The organism is Domibacillus aminovorans (genome assembly GCF_001643235.1).
GTDB lineage: Bacteria > Bacillota > Bacilli > Bacillales > Domibacillaceae > Domibacillus > Domibacillus aminovorans.
On sequence record NZ_LQWY01000073.1, the window covers coordinates 80,701 to 95,617 of the forward strand.

Here is a 14,917-nt window from a genome sequence, read left to right on the forward strand (position 1 = left end):
CTTTTTCTCTATTTGTGCCATAATGCTTAGGGTATTGAAGACACAATTAGAGGTGAAATAGATGGAACGATTGCAAAAAGTAATTGCACAGGCAGGCATTGCGTCGCGAAGAAAAGCGGAGCAGCTTATTGAAGAAGGAAAAGTGACCGTCAACGGAAAAAAGGTTACAGAACTTGGCACAAAAGTTGGATTGAATGATGAAGTAGAAGTAGAAGGTGTACCAATTGAGCGCGAGCGAAAAGTCTATTATTTATTTTATAAGCCGCGCGGGATTATTTCAGCAGTGACGGACGATAAAAACAGGAAAACGGTCGTTGATTATTTCCCGTATGTGGAAGAACGTATATTCCCAGTTGGCCGTCTTGATTATGATACATCGGGTTTACTTCTCATGACAAATGACGGTGAATTCGCTAACTTAATGACGCATCCGCGCTATCAAATGGATAAAACGTACATTGTGAAAACGGAAGGCATTGTAGAGCGGCATTTGCTGAAGCGCATTATGTCGGGGCTGCAACTCGAAGATGGAAAAACGGCACCAGCAAAAGTGAAAGAATTAGCTATTGACCGTAAGAAGAACCGTTCGCTTCTTGAAGTGACAATTCATGAAGGGCGAAATCGCCAAGTACGCCGCATGTTTGAAACAATAGGTCATCCAGTTCAGAAGCTTCGGCGTGAGCGATTTGCGCATTTAACGCTACACGGACTGAATGCAGGTGAATACCGTGAGTTAACGGCTCATGAAGTAAAACAACTGCGTACGCTCGCTGAAACAGGTAGCCTGCGCTAGTTCATAAAACGTTCACATAACAGAGAGGCGCTATTTTCTGCAAATACGACAAGTAATGATATAATGTACGTAGTTTTCAAAGATGCCGGCAGTGTTAAAGAAATAAGTGGAGGTTGGCAGTCAATGGATAAAAAGAAAAAACGGCTGTACATACGTACAGCCATTCTCGGTGTGCTTGCGGGACTCGTCATTTACACGCTTTACACAAATTTGACGAAAGACTCGCGCGGTACTCTTGAAGCGGGAGACAAAGCGCCTGATTTTGTGTTGACTGATATGAGTGGTGAGCAGCACCGCCTATCGGATTATGAAGGAAAGGGCGTCTTTTTAAACTTCTGGGGCACATGGTGTGAACCGTGTAAAAAAGAAATGCCGCACATGGAGAAAATGGCGCAGGAGTATGCGGGCGAAGTGGAAATTCTCGCAGTCAATGTAGGGGAGTCAAATTTTCAAGTACAAAACTTTGCCGAGCAGTACGGGTTGACATTCCCGATTGCCATCGACAAAAGCAAAGAAGTGATGAACACATACGGGGTTAATCCGCTTCCGACAACGTTTATGATTAAGCCGGACGGGACGATCGATCAAATTGTCATCGGCGGCTTGATTGTAGAAGATCAGGTGCGGGCGCTGTTTGAACGGGTGAAACCATCATCATAAAGGGAGTTTTAGTATGGGGAAAGTAAAGTGCGAATGCGGGCATGTGAATCCGCACGGCACAATTTTGTGTGAATCGTGCGGCCGCGCGCTGACAGAGGAAGCAAAAAAAGAGAATCTTGTCGATATGCGCTATGAAGGAAGTGCCCGCCGCTCACAAACGTACAACAAGACGATTATTGATAAAGTGTGGAACTTTTTCTCCTCTGTCAAAGTGGGTATATGGATCATTGTTTTGATCCTTGTCGCTGCATCATTCGGGACCATTCTGCCGCAGGAATTTTACATTCCATCGAATGTAGAGCCTGAAGTCTATTATGAAGATGTATACGGCTGGTTCGGGAAAATATATTATATGATCGGATTTCATGATTTATATAATTCAATTTGGTTCTCAGCGCTCATTGCGGCGCTTGGCGTGTCGCTCGTTATTTGTAGTCTTGACCGGGTCATTCCGCTGTACCGCGCTTTGAAAACGCAACGTGTTGACCGGCACGAGTCATTCATGAAGAAGCAGCGTCTTTTTGCGGAGCAAACAGGTTCGCTGCAAGAAGCAGACATGGAAAAAGTTCGTGCTGAACTGAAAAAGAAACACTATAAAATTCGAGAAAAAAACGGGTCTCTTTTGGCAGAGAAAAATCGTTTCTCGAGATGGGGTCCTTATGTCAATCACGTCGGGCTCATTCTTTTTTTAGTTGGCGCAATGCTGCGCTCGGTACAAGGTATGTACGTAGATGAGCTGCTTTGGATTCGCGAAGGTGAAACGCTGCAAATTCCGGGTACGGACGGAGAATACTACGTGAAAAATGACCAATTCACGCTTGAAAATTATGAAGAAGGTGAAGATCCGGAAGTCTTTAATGAAGCAATTAATCGCGTAGGCACAGTAGCGAAAAATTATCAGACAGATGCCATTCTTTATCACGATGAAAACAATGGTCTGCCGGGTGCAAAACCTGAACTTTCAGAAGTGAAGCATGATGATATACAAGTGAATGAGCCGATGAAATTCGACAACTTTGCTGTGTATCAGACAAGTTTCCGCCAAGATGAAATGAAGGCGATGCATTTTGCGCTGACGAATAAAGTAACAGGCGAAGAATTTGGTGAAGTCGTCGTTGATTTGTTTGATCAGCAGGAAATGTATGATCTCGGTAATGGTTACAAAGTGGAGTTGCTTGGCTATTACCCTGATTTTGACGGTTTTACGGAAGAAGGAGAGCCGACTTCAAAATCTCCATTGCCAAACAAACCAGCTTTTCTCTTTAACATGATTTCACCTGAAAAGCCGGACGGCGAAGTAAGTTTTGTTGAAATTCAAAATACGATGGAACCGCTTGGTGAAACGACTTATAAAATGGCGTTTAAAAACCTGGAAACGCGTGATGTATCCGCATTGACTATCCGTAAAGATTTAACTTTGCCTATTCTTAGTATCGGAGGCATCATTTTTATGATTGGGGTTATTCAAGGCGCATACTGGAATCACCGCCGAATCTGGATTCGTGAAAAAGATGGATCTATTTATACGGCCGGTCATACGAACAAAAACTGGCACGGACTGAAGCGGGAAATTCATACGATTTTAGAGGGCACAGCGGTTCCAGAGCCGGAAGATAGACAAACGGATTAAAGAGGAGGGGGCAAAAGCTCAATGTCAGATTTAGCAGGACTAAGCAGTACGCTGCTGTATGCAGCATTTCTTTTATATTTAGTCGCGACCATTTTTTTTGGCGGATCGATCCGCCAAAAAGGCCTTCGTGAAAGCGAGGGGTTAAATCGGTGGGGGAAGCTGGCCATTACGGTTACAGTCATTGGATTTGTAGCACAGTTAGGGTATTTTTTCACACGCTGGGCAGCAGCAGGGCATGCACCGGTCAGTAACTTATTTGAATTTACGACTTTCTTTGGCATGATGGTTGTCGGGGCATTCATTCTGATTTTCTTTATTTACAAAACGGCTGTGCTCGGTCTGTTTGCTTTGCCTGTCGCCATTATCATTATTGCTTATGCAAGCATGTTTCCTCGTGAAATCAGCCCGTTAATTCCGGCGCTTCAAAGTAACTGGCTGCATATCCATGTGACGACAGCTGCATTGGGACAGGCAATATTATCGATTAGTTTCGTTGCCGGTATCATCTACCTTGTGAAAAATATCGACCAGTCAATCAGCACGAAAAAAACAAAATGGCTTGAAACGGTTATGTTTTTTATCGTAACAGTTGTCGGCTTTATCATTGTTACGACTGGTTTTGCGCTTGCAGATTACAGTGCAACATTCGAATATGTCAATAAAGAAGAGGCAGCAGACGTACAGGAATATAACGTTCCAGCACTCGTCGGACCGAATGAAGGTGTACTTGTAACAGATGGGAAAATGAATCCGCTCGTTGACATGCCGGCACTTATTAATGCGAAAAAATTAAATACGGTGCTCTGGTCACTCGGTGCGGGCATTATTCTTTATCTGGCGATCCGCCTCATTGCGAGAAAACGGGTGGCAGCCATTATGCAGCCGCTTGTTCGTAATGTAAGCTCTGATTTGCTTGATGAAATTAGTTATCGATCTGTCCTAATTGGCTTTCCAGTTTTTACACTGGGGGCACTTATTTTTGCGATGATCTGGGCGCAAATTGCTTGGACACGTTTTTGGGGCTGGGACCCAAAAGAAGTGTGGGCACTTATTACGTTTTTATTTTACGCCGCATTTCTTCACCTCCGTCTATCAAAAGGGTGGCACGGTGAAAAATCGGCCTGGCTTGCTGTGATTGGTTTCGGTATTATCATGTTTAACCTTGTCGCGGTTAACCTTGTTATTGCCGGCTTACATTCATATGCAGGATAAGAAAAATGTCTCTGCTTTGGCGGAGGCATTTTTTTGTATTATAATGAGGGATATCGCGTGTACTTGGGAGGGGAATATCTTTGGAAAAAGAAATGAGAATTTTAGTGGTGGATGATGAAGATCGTATTCGCCGTTTGCTTCGTATGTATTTAGAGCGAGAAGAATATGTGATCGATGAAGCAGCGAATGGGGAAGAGGCGCTGGAAAAAGCGACAGCTAGTGATTACGATTGTATCTTGCTTGATTTAATGATGCCAGGCAAAGACGGTATTGAAGTGTGCCGTGAGCTTCGCGAGACAAAAACAACACCGGTCATTATGCTGACAGCTAAAGGAGAAGAAGCAAACCGTGTGCAAGGCTTTGAAGTAGGCACAGATGATTATATCGTGAAGCCGTTTAGCCCGCGTGAAGTCGTTTTACGAGTAAAAGCACTTTTACGCCGTTCGTCGCCAACAACATACTTGCAGGCTGATACGAAAACAAAAGATTTAATTGTCTATAAACATTTAACGATCGATAACGATGCCCATCGCGTAACGGCAGACGGGGAAGAAGTGAATTTAACACCGAAAGAATATGAACTTCTTTATTTTCTCGCTAAAGCACCGGATAAAGTGTTTGACCGTGAGCATCTATTAAAAGAGGTGTGGCATTATGAGTTTTTCGGAGATTTACGAACAGTGGATACACATGTAAAGCGGCTCCGTGAAAAGCTGAATAAAGTATCGGAACAGGCAGCTAAAATGATTGTCACGGTCTGGGGTGTCGGCTACAAATTTGAGGTTGGAAATGAATGAAAATATGGCGAAGTGTTGTCGGGAAGCTCTGGGCTACGATCCTGCTTCTCGTTTCATTTGTTCTAGCTTTTTTAACGATTTTACTGCTTGAGTTTTTCGAAAACTATCACATTACTCAAGTTGAGCAGCAGCTGGAAAATACAGCAGAAAAAATTGCAACGGTCATTGCTGATCATGAAAATAAAGCGACTGGTTTAGAGGTCGCGTGGGAGCTTGTAGATGATCCGGCGCATGTCATGATTGCTGAAAACGAAAATGTCTATCATTATTCGCCTGTTGAAACAGATGAAGCGAAATTAAGCAAAGAAACCATTACCGGTGATCCAACGTTGTCAGCCGTTTTTGAGGGCCGGCAAAAAGTGCAGGCAGAAGTGCCAATTGACGAAGGATCGAGTTTAGACAGCCGCTATGAAAATTCATTTATTGTCGGTGTGCCTTTTGAAATGAATAACGGGGAAAATGGAGCTGTCTTTATTTACCAGTCGCTGCAGGTAATGAAAGAAACGACCGAACAGACGACAAAACTTATTTTGGCTGCAGCGGGTATTGCCATCGTTTTAACAACCTTTTTTGCTTTCTTTCTATCCACTCGTGTCACAGCACCGCTTCGAAAAATGCGGGAAGCAGCAACAGAGTTGACACAAGGGAATTTCGATATGAAAGTACCCATTTTAACGAATGATGAAATCGGGGCACTTGCAACGTCCTTTAACAAAATGGGGTACCAGTTGAAAGGAAACATTCATGCGCTTAATCAAGAAAAAGAACAGCTGTCGAGTATTTTAAGTTCAATGGCGGATGGGGTTATTACACTCGATCAAAACGCAAAGGTGCTGATTACAAACCCGCCAGCGCATCAGTTTTTACATAACTGGCAATTTGAAAACAAAGCGAGCGGCAATGAAGCCGAAGTACCGACACTGTTAACTGCTTTATTTGAAGAAGCGGTAAAAACAGAAACAGAGCAGGAAGGCGAATTGACGATGCAGGGCCGTTCTTATGTTATCATCGTCAGTCCGCTTTATAATGACGAATCTGTGCGCGGTGCTGTGACGGTCGTCCGAGATATGACGGAAGAGCGGCGTCTTGATAAATTACGTGAAGACTTCATTGCCAACGTATCCCATGAATTACGTACGCCGATTTCAATGATGCAAGGCTATAGTGAAGCCATCGTCGATGATATTGCGTCTACAGAAGAAGAAAAGCGAGAAATCGCACAAATTATTCATGAAGAGTCGCTGCGGATGGGGCGTCTCGTTAATGAACTGTTGGATCTTGCCCGCATGCAGGCCGGCCACATGACGCTAAATAAAGAAGAGGCAGACATTGAGCCGTTTTTGATCCGTGTGACCAATAAGTTCCAGGGGATTGCAAAGGAAAAAAATATTCACCTGTCAGCGGAAACGAGTTATTCTCATGCGCCAGTATCGATTGATGAAGATCGGATTGAACAGGTGCTTACAAATTTAATCGACAATGCGCTGCGCCACACGCCAGAGAATGGAAACGTGAAAGTCGTGCATGAATTAAAAGAACTGTATCATGTCATTCGCGTCGAAGATTCCGGTTCTGGTATTCCGGAAGAGGATTTACCATTTGTCTTTGAACGTTTTTATAAAGCGGATAAAGCCCGGACGCGTGGACGTTCAGGAACCGGACTTGGTTTATCGATTGCAAAAAACATCGTTCATGCGCACGGCGGTACGATTAAAGTACAAAGTCATCTTGGACAAGGTACCGTTTTTTTCTTTACCATTCCAAGACATGCTTGACAAAACAATTCCAAATCTGAGATAATAAACTTCAAATTTAATCAATTCATCTTCGGGGCGTGGTGAAATTCCCGACCGGCGGTAATTGGAGCTCAGTCTCCTTAAGCCCGCGAGCCGATAAGGCAGGATCCGGTGCGATTCCGAGAGCCGACAGTATAGTCTGGATGGGAGAAGATGAAGGTATGCTGGCGTTCAAAATGGTGCATGATGGACGTTTATTTGAGCATGACTTTTCTCCCCTTAGGCCTCCTGCTTAAGGGGATTTTTGCTGTTCGGTATACCTTCCTTCTGGAGAGATGGATCATAAGAAGGGGAGAATTAAATATGAAGAAGAACAAAGTACGTGTATTAACGATGCTGGGGCTGCTTTCAACATTATCTTATTTGTTGATGCTGATCAATTTTCCAATCCCGCCATTTCCACCTTTTTTAATGATTGACTTCAGCGATATTCCTGCACTGATTGCCGCTGTTGTCTTCGGTCCAATTGCGGGCATTACAGTCGAATTTTTGAAAAATGTATTGAATTTTATTATGATAGGAAGTCCAACTGGCGTTCCGGTTGGCCATCTCGCCAACTTTGTGGCAGGTGTTACCTTTATATTACCTGTCTATTACGTATATAAACGATTTAAGTCTAAAAAAGCGATGCCTTTTGCGATTTTAACGGGTGTTATCTTCATGTCTGTGATCATGAGTGTGCTGAACTACTATGTCATTTTACCGGCGTATACACTGTTCCTCGGTTCACCGGCTATGAGCGGTCCAGAAATGCGTCAAATGGTTGTCGCAGGTATCTTGCCATTTAACATCGTAAAAGGAATGATCGTTGGTATTGTGTATTACATGATTTTTGTCCGCTTGAATAGCTGGACGAAAAAACAGCTGGCGGCTTAATGAAAAAAATGGCCCTGCTTCTTTAAGAAGCGGGGCTATTTTTTCTATTCGAATTTAAGTGCATCACCGTCAAATGATTCATCAGCAATTTTGATTGAGTCTGTCGGGCAGCCTTCAAATGCGTCCTGCATGTCTTCTTCGAGAATATCAGGAACGATAGCAGTACCTTCGTTGTCATCTAAAATAACGAATGCAATGCCCTCGTCGTCATAATCATAAATATCGGGTGCTGCAGCGCCACAAGCGCCACAAGCGATACATGTGTCTTTATCGACAATCGTATACTTTGCCATGAATGGACCTCCTATAAAATTTGTCAGTAAGCGTCGACTAAACACTTCTACCCTTCATTCTAAGTCCGATTAAATGACATTTCAATACAAAACTCTTTGAATCCATAATGAAAAGGCTTACAATATAAAAAAAGAACCAAAAAGACAAGAACGCATGTTTTGTGGTACAATAAAGTAAAAAGGAAGAGGTGATGTGTGTGAGGTGTTTAGAGGCGGTTATGGTAAATGCTATAAAGGCTGTAGAAGGAGAACGCACATCATCGTCTGTTTATCATTTACTAAAAGGAAAAAAATCCGCGCAGACGATTCAAGATGCGCACTTATACCAATTAACGAAATGGTTTCATACTGCTCCTTTCTTAACGCTCTCTTCATTTGAAACAATGATGAACGGCCTTATAAAAAAAGCGTATATAACGGGTGATTTGCAGCGCCCATTTGTTACACAAGAAGGAGTAGAAAATATGAATCGCCTTTTTCAGCAGACAGGTTCGTTTAACGAATTGTCGGGATGGCAATTCTCTGGGACGGCCTCTGTTTTTTTTAGTCGACTACAGCTGCTTGTTCAGGTAGCGTCACATCTTACTTACGGTGATTCGTCTTACTATCCGGTGACACGTGATGACAGAATCCTTGAATGGGTGAAGAGATTTTTAACCTATATGCCATGTTCAAAAAAAGAACTCTCACCCCGTCTGTATAGTGAACTTGATTGTCTCTTTCGACAACTTCCAGAACAGCCTGAGTGTATTGTCATCCGTTTTTCGGGTCATAAACAGACTGGTAAAACGATTGCGCAAGCAGCGGAAAGGCTTGAAATGGAAGAAACAGAATACTGGTTCCGATTTCTTCATGCTCTCCATTCGATGATCAAAAATATAACAGAATCAATGTCGGGGACCCCTTTGCTGCAGGCGGTCGTGATGGATATACATGATCCGGTGACATTGACAATATCGGCACGCCAGACAGCGGATCACTTGAAAAAAGCGATGACAATAGATCAAATTGCTGCAAGCAGGCGGCTAAAAAAAGCAACGATTGAAGACCATATTGTTGAACTGGCGTTGAATGATCCATCATTTTCGATCCGCCCGTTTATTGAAGAAGAAAAAGAAGCAGCGGTCATTGAAGCAGCAAGGCTCGTTTCAAACCGTCAATTAAAGCCATTAAAAGAAAAACTACCGGATCATTCTTATTTTCAAATCCGACTCGTACTGGCGAAAGAAAGCGGGAAATCGGTATGAACGTAGAAAATGTGCTTCATGAGAGATTTGGTTTTGCAGAGTTTCGTCCCGGACAGCGTGAGACGATCGAGTCGGTTTTATCTGGACAGCATACATTAAGCATGCTGCCAACCGGAACGGGAAAGTCGCTCTGTTATCAGCTGCCAGCCTATTTACTTCCAGGGACGGTCTTAATTGTATCGCCGCTTCTATCGCTTATGCAGGATCAAACGGAACAATTAAAGATGCGTGGGGAAAAACGGGTTATTGCGTTGAATTCATTTTTGCAATACGAAGAAAAAACAGCGGCACTTGCGAATCTGAACCGGTACAAATTTATTTTTTTATCACCAGAAATGCTTCAATTGCCGCAAGTGATTGGGGCACTGTGTCCGCTAACTGTTTCGTTATTTGTCGTGGATGAAGCGCACTGCATTTCACAGTGGGGATATGATTTTCGTCCGGATTATCGTTTATTGGGCGACGTTCGTCATGAACTTGGCAGCCCGCTGACGCTTGCGTTAACCGCAACGGCGACAGAAAAAGTACGACAGGATATTAGGGAAGGCCTTCATCTGCCGACAGTAAAAGAATGGGTATTTTCTGTCAATCGACCGAATATTGCTTTACAAGTAGAGACGCTGCAAAATCAGATGGACAAGCACCAACGGCTTATTGAACTCGTTACTTTTTTTAAAAAGCCGGGAATCGTCTATTTTTCAGGACGGAAAGCAACGGAAGAAGCGGTCATTCAATTAAAACAGGCGGGTATTGTAAGGGCCGCTTATTATCATGGCGGGATGGAGGCAAGTGACCGCCTGCTTATTCAACATCAATTTTTAACGGGTGAACTAGATGTTGTATGTGCAACGAGTGCATTTGGGATGGGCATTAATAAGGAAAATATCCGATTTGTTATTCATTATCATATGCCGCCGCAAATGGAGTCTTATTTACAGGAAATTGGGCGGGCAGGACGTGATGGGAATCCGTCAATTGCCATTCTTTTATATGCTCAAGGGGATGAGTCGCGTCATGAGTTTATCGCAGCGATGGAGTTTCCAGATGACGGACAGATTAGGCAGTTGACGGAGTATTCGGTGAATCCGCGTGATATACAGCCGCCGCTGTCTGAGACGCAAGAGCGTTTTGCTGTTCATTATAAACAGGAAGCAAACCAGAAAAGACTGAATGCTGCTGTTTATATGAAAGAGAGACGGAATCATTTACTGACACGAAAAGCGGAAAAACGCAATGAAATGCTTACATGGATTTTTTCTTCAAACTGCCGCCGGGCCGACTATATGCACTTTTTTAATGAAAAGCCGCTTAAGCAGCCGCACTGCTGTGACTGCTGTGGCATTGATCTATCCATATATAAAAACAAATCGGTGAGCAGGCGCAGTGAAGAACAGCTAAACTGGCGCAATATGCTAGCTCAGTTACTGCCGGGAAAATGACCTATTAACCAGCACGTTCTTGTCGAGTATAATAAGAATAGTCAATTGCTTTTTACGATTTAGCCTGGGGAGGAACCGTTATGAAGAAAGACCCATATCGTGAAATGGCCGAACAACATAAACAGCCGCTTGAAAAAGTGCAGAACAAACAACAAGAAGATAAAGGGACACCACAGCGGCCAGTGAAAGAAAAAGGCGAAAAAAAGCGTCATTATCCGCTTTTAACAGCTCTTCTTATCTGTTTTATTGCATTACCTTTTCTGGCGGTGTATGTATATAAAGAAGACAAACCGCCTGTAGAACGAGTCTTTACGGAGCAGCATGATACAGTGAATGAAGAAACAGCACAAGATGCAAACTAAAAATAGTTTATAAGATTGAAGGGAAGCTCATCATGTTGAAACAACTTATGCTTGCGGCTGCCCCTTTTGCCGCAGCCGGTCTTTATATGTGGAAAGAAGCATTTTACAATGAAGTAAAAGAAACTGTGATAGCCGACAAACGATTTCCGGAAAAGGCGCCGATCGCGCTTTTTTTTATTTCAGATATTCATCGCAGACTGATACATTCATCTATTATTAAACGTGTACAAGGACGCGTGCAGGCCGTTATCATTGGCGGAGATTTATGTGAGAGCGGGGTTGAAGACAAGAGGATTCGGGAAAATATAAAGCGGCTGTCTTCGATCGCACCGCTTTATTTTGTACCAGGCAATAATGATTATGAAATAGAGTGGGGCCGTCTTGCCACTATTTTTTCTGAATGGAATGTGACAGTGTTGAAAAACGGGTCCGCTGCGCTGGCACCGGATGTATATGTACTCGGTACAGACGACTTGAGTAAAGGAAAGAGCGACAAAGGGGCCCTATTTCAAAATGTTCCATCACATTCGTACAAAGTAGTAGTGAGCCACAACCCAGCGTTTATCCGGAAGATTCAACAAAAAGACCGTGTGGCCATCCTGTTAAGCGGCCATACGCATGGTGGACAAATTCGATTCGGGCCATGGGGATTATACGAAAAAGGACAATGGAAAAAAGTGAATGGGATCCATGCGCTCGTGTCAAATGGATATGGTACGACAGGCATTCCATTTCGTCTAGGCGCCCGAGCAGAAACGCATCTTATCACTATTTCCCGGTCAAAGGAGACGTTCTAAATTTAACATGCCGTGCAATGACTGTATGACTACCGGGAAAGGACGAACATCATGAATGAAGGAAAATACAACATTAAAGCTGTTTCTACAATAACAGGTATTCAGCCGGGTACGCTGAGAGCATGGGAACGTCGCTATCACATTTTAGAACCGGTTCGCAACGATGCAGGTCACCGATTGTATACAGAAGAGCATATTCGTAAGTTAAAATGGCTCTCTGAAAAAGTACAGCAAGGTTTGACGATCAGTCAGGCAGTTGCCATCTTTGATCAGCACGAAACAGAACCGGGATCTTATACTTATGTTGAAGCGGCAGAAATGAGTCAGCAAGAAGTACTGTTTGAGGAGCTTTTACAGGCGCTTCTTCGCTTTGATGAAGTGAAAGCACAGGAACTCATTAATAAAGGATTTGCACTATATACGATTGATCATGTGACCATTCATATTCTCGCGCCCCTTCTTATTCGAATCGGAAAGCTATGGGGAGAAGGCGAAATTACGACAGCACACGAACATTTTGCAACCTCGATTCTTCGCTCACGTATCGGTATGGTCATGCATTCATTCCCGCACAATGGTGTTTTACCAAAAGTCGTCGCTGTATGCGGTCCAGGCGAGTGGCACGAACTTGGACTGCTTATTTTTACATTGTTCGTCAGACGGCTCGGTTATGAAGTTGTTTATCTTGGCGCGAGCCTAAAAGAAAAAGAAGGGGATATTTTTACCGTGATCGATACAGTGAAGCCGAAATTTTTGTTTTTTTCTTGTGCAAAGTTTGACAACATAGCGCCGACAATCCAATTAGCAAATAAATTGAAAGCAGCTTATTCAAATATGGAAATTGGCATAGGCGGTTCGGCAATGAACGGACCGTTGCCGGATGGAGCAGAATCTTATGCTGTCGGCGAGACGCAGCAAGAGTGGAATCAGTGGATGAACAGCCGGCTGTAAGAGTGTCTAATTGAATTATCCCTCTATTTTTTCTACAATGTAGAGTAGAGAAATATAGGATAGGAGCGATTGTGATGAAAAAAGAAGACTGCATTATTGTCGGAGGTGGCCCATGCGGGTTAGCAGCGGCAATTGCATTAAAGCAAATCGGCAAAAACCCGCTCGTGATTGAAAAAGGAAACGTCGTGAATGCTATTTATGAATATCCGACCCATCAGACGTTTTTTAGTTCTAGTGAAAAACTAGCGATCGGTGATGTGCCGTTCATTATTGAAGAGCGGAAACCACATCGCAATCAGGCCCTCGTTTATTACCGTGAAGTCGTAAAATTAAAAGAACTGCGTATTCACCGATTTGAGCAAGTAACCAGTGTTGAGAAGCAGGAAAATGGGTTATTTCATGTACATACGTCAAAAGAAAAATACGAAACATCATATGTTATTATTGCAACGGGCTACTACGATCACCCAAATTACATGAAGATTCCAGGTGAAGAACTTGGCCATGTTTTTCATTATTTTAAAGAAGCCCATCCGTTTTTTGATACAGATATCGTTGTCATCGGCGGGAAAAATTCAGCGGTGGATGCGGCATTGGAGCTGCACAAAGCAGGTGCAAGAGTAACGGTCATTTATCGGGGCAGTGAGTATTCACCGAGCGTGAAGCCGTGGATTTTACCGGAGTTTGCTGCGCTTGTAAGAGATGGAGAAATTGCCATGGTTTTTAATGCAGAAGCGAAAAAAATTACAATGGACTCATTTACATATGAAAAGAATGGTGACCTTGTCACAATCAAAAATGATTTCGTTTTTGCGATGACAGGCTATCACCCTGATCATTCATTTTTAACGAGAATGGGAGTGGAGATTGATAGAGAAACAGGACGGCCTAATTACGATGAAGAAACGAAAGAAACGAACGTAGACGGTATTTTTATTGCTGGCGTTATTGCAGCGGGCAATGATGCAAACGAAATATTTATTGAAAATGGTCGCTATCACGGGGGTGAAATTGCGACAGCGATTGCAGAAAGAGAAAAAGGCGGGGCTTAATGCCCGCCTTTTTTTATGCGAAAATGTATGGTAATTCTTCTTTGCGGCCGGAGGATAAGGCAGTTAGTAATTTTAACCGTGCTTTTTGGCCGTTTAACCCGCCTGCAAAAAGTGCACCTGCTTCTTTTAAAGTACGGCCGCCGCCTTCATAGGAGTAGACGGGCTGGACAATGCCGCTGACACACCTAGAAGCGATGACGACGGGTACGCCGGATTCAATTAGTTGGATGACGGCCTGTGCAGCGGCAGGAGGCAAATTACCTTGACCAAGTGCCTCAATGACGACGCCATCACAATGGCTGAGCTGCTTGATAAGAACATCGTCCATGCCGATATATGCTTTTAATAACGGAATGGTGAAATCAATTGATCCGATATCGAACGTTTCTGAAGCGGCAGGTGTACTGAAAAAATGGGCGCCCGTTTTCAGTACACTACCGATAGGTCCGGCGTCAAAACTTTGAAATGCGTTAAGGTTACTCGAATGTGATTTTGTCACATACTGGGCGCTGTGAATCGTTTCATTCATCACGACAAGGACACCTTTATTTGCCGATTGATCGCTGACCGCTGTTTTGACTGCTGCGATCAAGTTGGAAAGTCCATCTGCACCGATTTCATTGCTTGAGCGCATTGCACCGGTGATGACGACTGGAATGTCAACTGAAAGGGTTAAGTCCAGAAAATAAGCTGTTTCCTCCATCGTATCAGTCCCGTGCGTCACAACGACTCCATCTGCTTCGGTCTGCTCGATGAGTTTTTTTAAGGTCATCATTTCGTTCACAGTCATGTGAGGAGACGGGATTTGAAACGGCTCTTTTACCGTATAGACCGCATCGACATCTGGGATCTCAATGACGTCTGCGATAGGATTACCGCCATCTAGTTCTACGCCGCCCGTTTCCGCATGTTTTTTCATCGAAATCGTCCCGCCTGTATGAATGAATAAAATGTGTTTTTTCGACATAACGTGCACTCCTTATTTTCAATCTGCATGTCTCATGATACGATG

At 43.5% G+C, this 14,917-nt stretch carries 15 protein-coding genes and 1 riboswitch; of the genes, 13 read left to right on the top strand and 2 right to left on the bottom strand.

Annotated elements, in window-relative coordinates; all coding sequences use genetic code 11:
* Positions 1-61 precede the first annotated feature (61 nt).
* From AWH49_RS18300 to AWH49_RS18330, 7 genes are all read left to right on the top strand, one after another.
* A complete protein-coding gene (locus AWH49_RS18300; protein WP_063966871.1) occupies positions 62-793 on the top strand; it encodes a pseudouridine synthase in 732 nt (243 codons plus the stop codon).
* A gap of 123 nt (positions 794-916) precedes the next feature.
* Positions 917-1,453, top strand: a complete 537-nt coding sequence (gene resA, locus AWH49_RS18305; protein WP_063966872.1) for a thiol-disulfide oxidoreductase ResA — start codon at positions 917-919, stop codon at positions 1,451-1,453.
* A gap of 13 nt (positions 1,454-1,466) precedes the next feature.
* A complete protein-coding gene (resB, locus tag AWH49_RS18310; protein ID WP_063966873.1) occupies positions 1,467-3,083 on the top strand; it encodes a cytochrome c biogenesis protein ResB in 1,617 nt (538 codons plus the stop codon).
* A 21-nt stretch (positions 3,084-3,104) separates the two neighbouring features.
* Positions 3,105-4,295 (top strand): c-type cytochrome biogenesis protein CcsB, encoded by a 1,191-nt coding sequence (gene ccsB / locus AWH49_RS18315; protein WP_063966874.1) that lies wholly within the window; start codon positions 3,105-3,107, stop codon positions 4,293-4,295.
* An 80-nt stretch (positions 4,296-4,375) separates the two neighbouring features.
* The gene (locus AWH49_RS18320; protein WP_034285992.1) at positions 4,376-5,092 is read left to right on the top strand and encodes a response regulator transcription factor; all 717 of its coding nucleotides are present in this window, start codon (positions 4,376-4,378) and stop codon (positions 5,090-5,092) included.
* Positions 5,089-6,867, top strand: a complete 1,779-nt coding sequence (locus AWH49_RS18325; protein WP_063966875.1) for an ATP-binding protein — start codon at positions 5,089-5,091, stop codon at positions 6,865-6,867. The genes AWH49_RS18320 and AWH49_RS18325 overlap by 4 nt, the downstream gene beginning before the upstream one ends.
* A gap of 44 nt (positions 6,868-6,911) precedes the next feature.
* A riboswitch (FMN riboswitch) is annotated at positions 6,912-7,047 on the top strand.
* Between the two features lie 144 nt (positions 7,048-7,191).
* Positions 7,192-7,764, top strand: a complete 573-nt coding sequence (locus tag AWH49_RS18330; protein ID WP_063966876.1) for an ECF transporter S component — start codon at positions 7,192-7,194, stop codon at positions 7,762-7,764.
* A gap of 44 nt (positions 7,765-7,808) precedes the next feature.
* Here the strand turns inward: AWH49_RS18330 and AWH49_RS18335 are convergent, their stop codons facing one another.
* A complete protein-coding gene (locus AWH49_RS18335; RefSeq protein ID WP_018393816.1) occupies positions 7,809-8,057 on the bottom strand; it encodes a ferredoxin in 249 nt (82 codons plus the stop codon).
* A 197-nt stretch (positions 8,058-8,254) separates the two neighbouring features.
* Here AWH49_RS18335 and AWH49_RS18340 point away from each other — a divergent pair, with 197 nt between their 5' ends.
* From AWH49_RS18340 to AWH49_RS18365, 6 genes are all read left to right on the top strand, one after another.
* Positions 8,255-9,304 (top strand): YpbB family protein, encoded by a 1,050-nt coding sequence (locus tag AWH49_RS18340; protein ID WP_157723781.1) that lies wholly within the window; start codon positions 8,255-8,257, stop codon positions 9,302-9,304.
* On the top strand, positions 9,301-10,743 hold the full coding sequence (locus tag AWH49_RS18345; protein ID WP_034285987.1) for a RecQ family ATP-dependent DNA helicase: 1,443 nt from the start codon (positions 9,301-9,303) through the stop codon (positions 10,741-10,743). The genes AWH49_RS18340 and AWH49_RS18345 overlap by 4 nt, the downstream gene beginning before the upstream one ends.
* Positions 10,744-10,823: 80 nt before the next feature.
* On the top strand, positions 10,824-11,105 hold the full coding sequence (locus AWH49_RS18350; protein ID WP_018393813.1) for a hypothetical protein: 282 nt from the start codon (positions 10,824-10,826) through the stop codon (positions 11,103-11,105).
* Positions 11,106-11,137: 32 nt separating this feature from the next.
* Entirely contained in the window at positions 11,138-11,902 is a 765-nt protein-coding gene (locus AWH49_RS18355) for a metallophosphoesterase (protein WP_082862947.1), read from the top strand.
* Between the two features lie 51 nt (positions 11,903-11,953).
* The gene (locus AWH49_RS18360) at positions 11,954-12,853 is read left to right on the top strand and encodes a MerR family transcriptional regulator (RefSeq protein WP_063966878.1); all 900 of its coding nucleotides are present in this window, start codon (positions 11,954-11,956) and stop codon (positions 12,851-12,853) included.
* 74 nt (positions 12,854-12,927) lie between these two features.
* The gene (locus AWH49_RS18365) at positions 12,928-13,905 is read left to right on the top strand and encodes a YpdA family putative bacillithiol disulfide reductase (protein ID WP_018393810.1); all 978 of its coding nucleotides are present in this window, start codon (positions 12,928-12,930) and stop codon (positions 13,903-13,905) included.
* A 13-nt stretch (positions 13,906-13,918) separates the two neighbouring features.
* Here AWH49_RS18365 and AWH49_RS18370 read toward each other — a convergent pair whose 3' ends face one another.
* The gene (locus AWH49_RS18370) at positions 13,919-14,872 is read right to left on the bottom strand and encodes an asparaginase (RefSeq protein ID WP_063966879.1); all 954 of its coding nucleotides are present in this window, start codon (positions 14,870-14,872) and stop codon (positions 13,919-13,921) included.
* Between the last annotated feature and the right edge of the window lie 45 nt (positions 14,873-14,917).

What these genes read in the sequence shown, in the direction of transcription:
- AWH49_RS18300 (WP_063966871.1), top strand. Translation starts at nt 62, where the DNA reads ATGGAACGATTGCAAAAAGTAATTGCACAGGCAGGCATTGCGTCGCGA.
- AWH49_RS18330 (WP_063966876.1), top strand. Translation starts at nt 7,192, where the DNA reads ATGAAGAAGAACAAAGTACGTGTATTAACGATGCTGGGGCTGCTTTCA.
- AWH49_RS18360 (WP_063966878.1), top strand. Translation starts at nt 11,954, where the DNA reads ATGAATGAAGGAAAATACAACATTAAAGCTGTTTCTACAATAACAGGT.
- AWH49_RS18335 (WP_018393816.1), bottom strand. Translation starts at nt 8,057, where the DNA reads ATGGCAAAGTATACGATTGTCGATAAAGACACATGTATCGCTTGTGGC.
- resA (WP_063966872.1), top strand. Translation starts at nt 917, where the DNA reads ATGGATAAAAAGAAAAAACGGCTGTACATACGTACAGCCATTCTCGGT.
- AWH49_RS18350 (WP_018393813.1), top strand. Translation starts at nt 10,824, where the DNA reads ATGAAGAAAGACCCATATCGTGAAATGGCCGAACAACATAAACAGCCG.
- AWH49_RS18345 (WP_034285987.1), top strand. Translation starts at nt 9,301, where the DNA reads ATGAACGTAGAAAATGTGCTTCATGAGAGATTTGGTTTTGCAGAGTTT.
- resB (WP_063966873.1), top strand. Translation starts at nt 1,467, where the DNA reads ATGGGGAAAGTAAAGTGCGAATGCGGGCATGTGAATCCGCACGGCACA.
- ccsB (WP_063966874.1), top strand. Translation starts at nt 3,105, where the DNA reads ATGTCAGATTTAGCAGGACTAAGCAGTACGCTGCTGTATGCAGCATTT.
- AWH49_RS18355 (WP_082862947.1), top strand. Translation starts at nt 11,138, where the DNA reads ATGTTGAAACAACTTATGCTTGCGGCTGCCCCTTTTGCCGCAGCCGGT.
- AWH49_RS18365 (WP_018393810.1), top strand. Translation starts at nt 12,928, where the DNA reads ATGAAAAAAGAAGACTGCATTATTGTCGGAGGTGGCCCATGCGGGTTA.
- AWH49_RS18370 (WP_063966879.1), bottom strand. Translation starts at nt 14,872, where the DNA reads ATGTCGAAAAAACACATTTTATTCATTCATACAGGCGGGACGATTTCG.
- AWH49_RS18325 (WP_063966875.1), top strand. Translation starts at nt 5,089, where the DNA reads ATGAAAATATGGCGAAGTGTTGTCGGGAAGCTCTGGGCTACGATCCTG.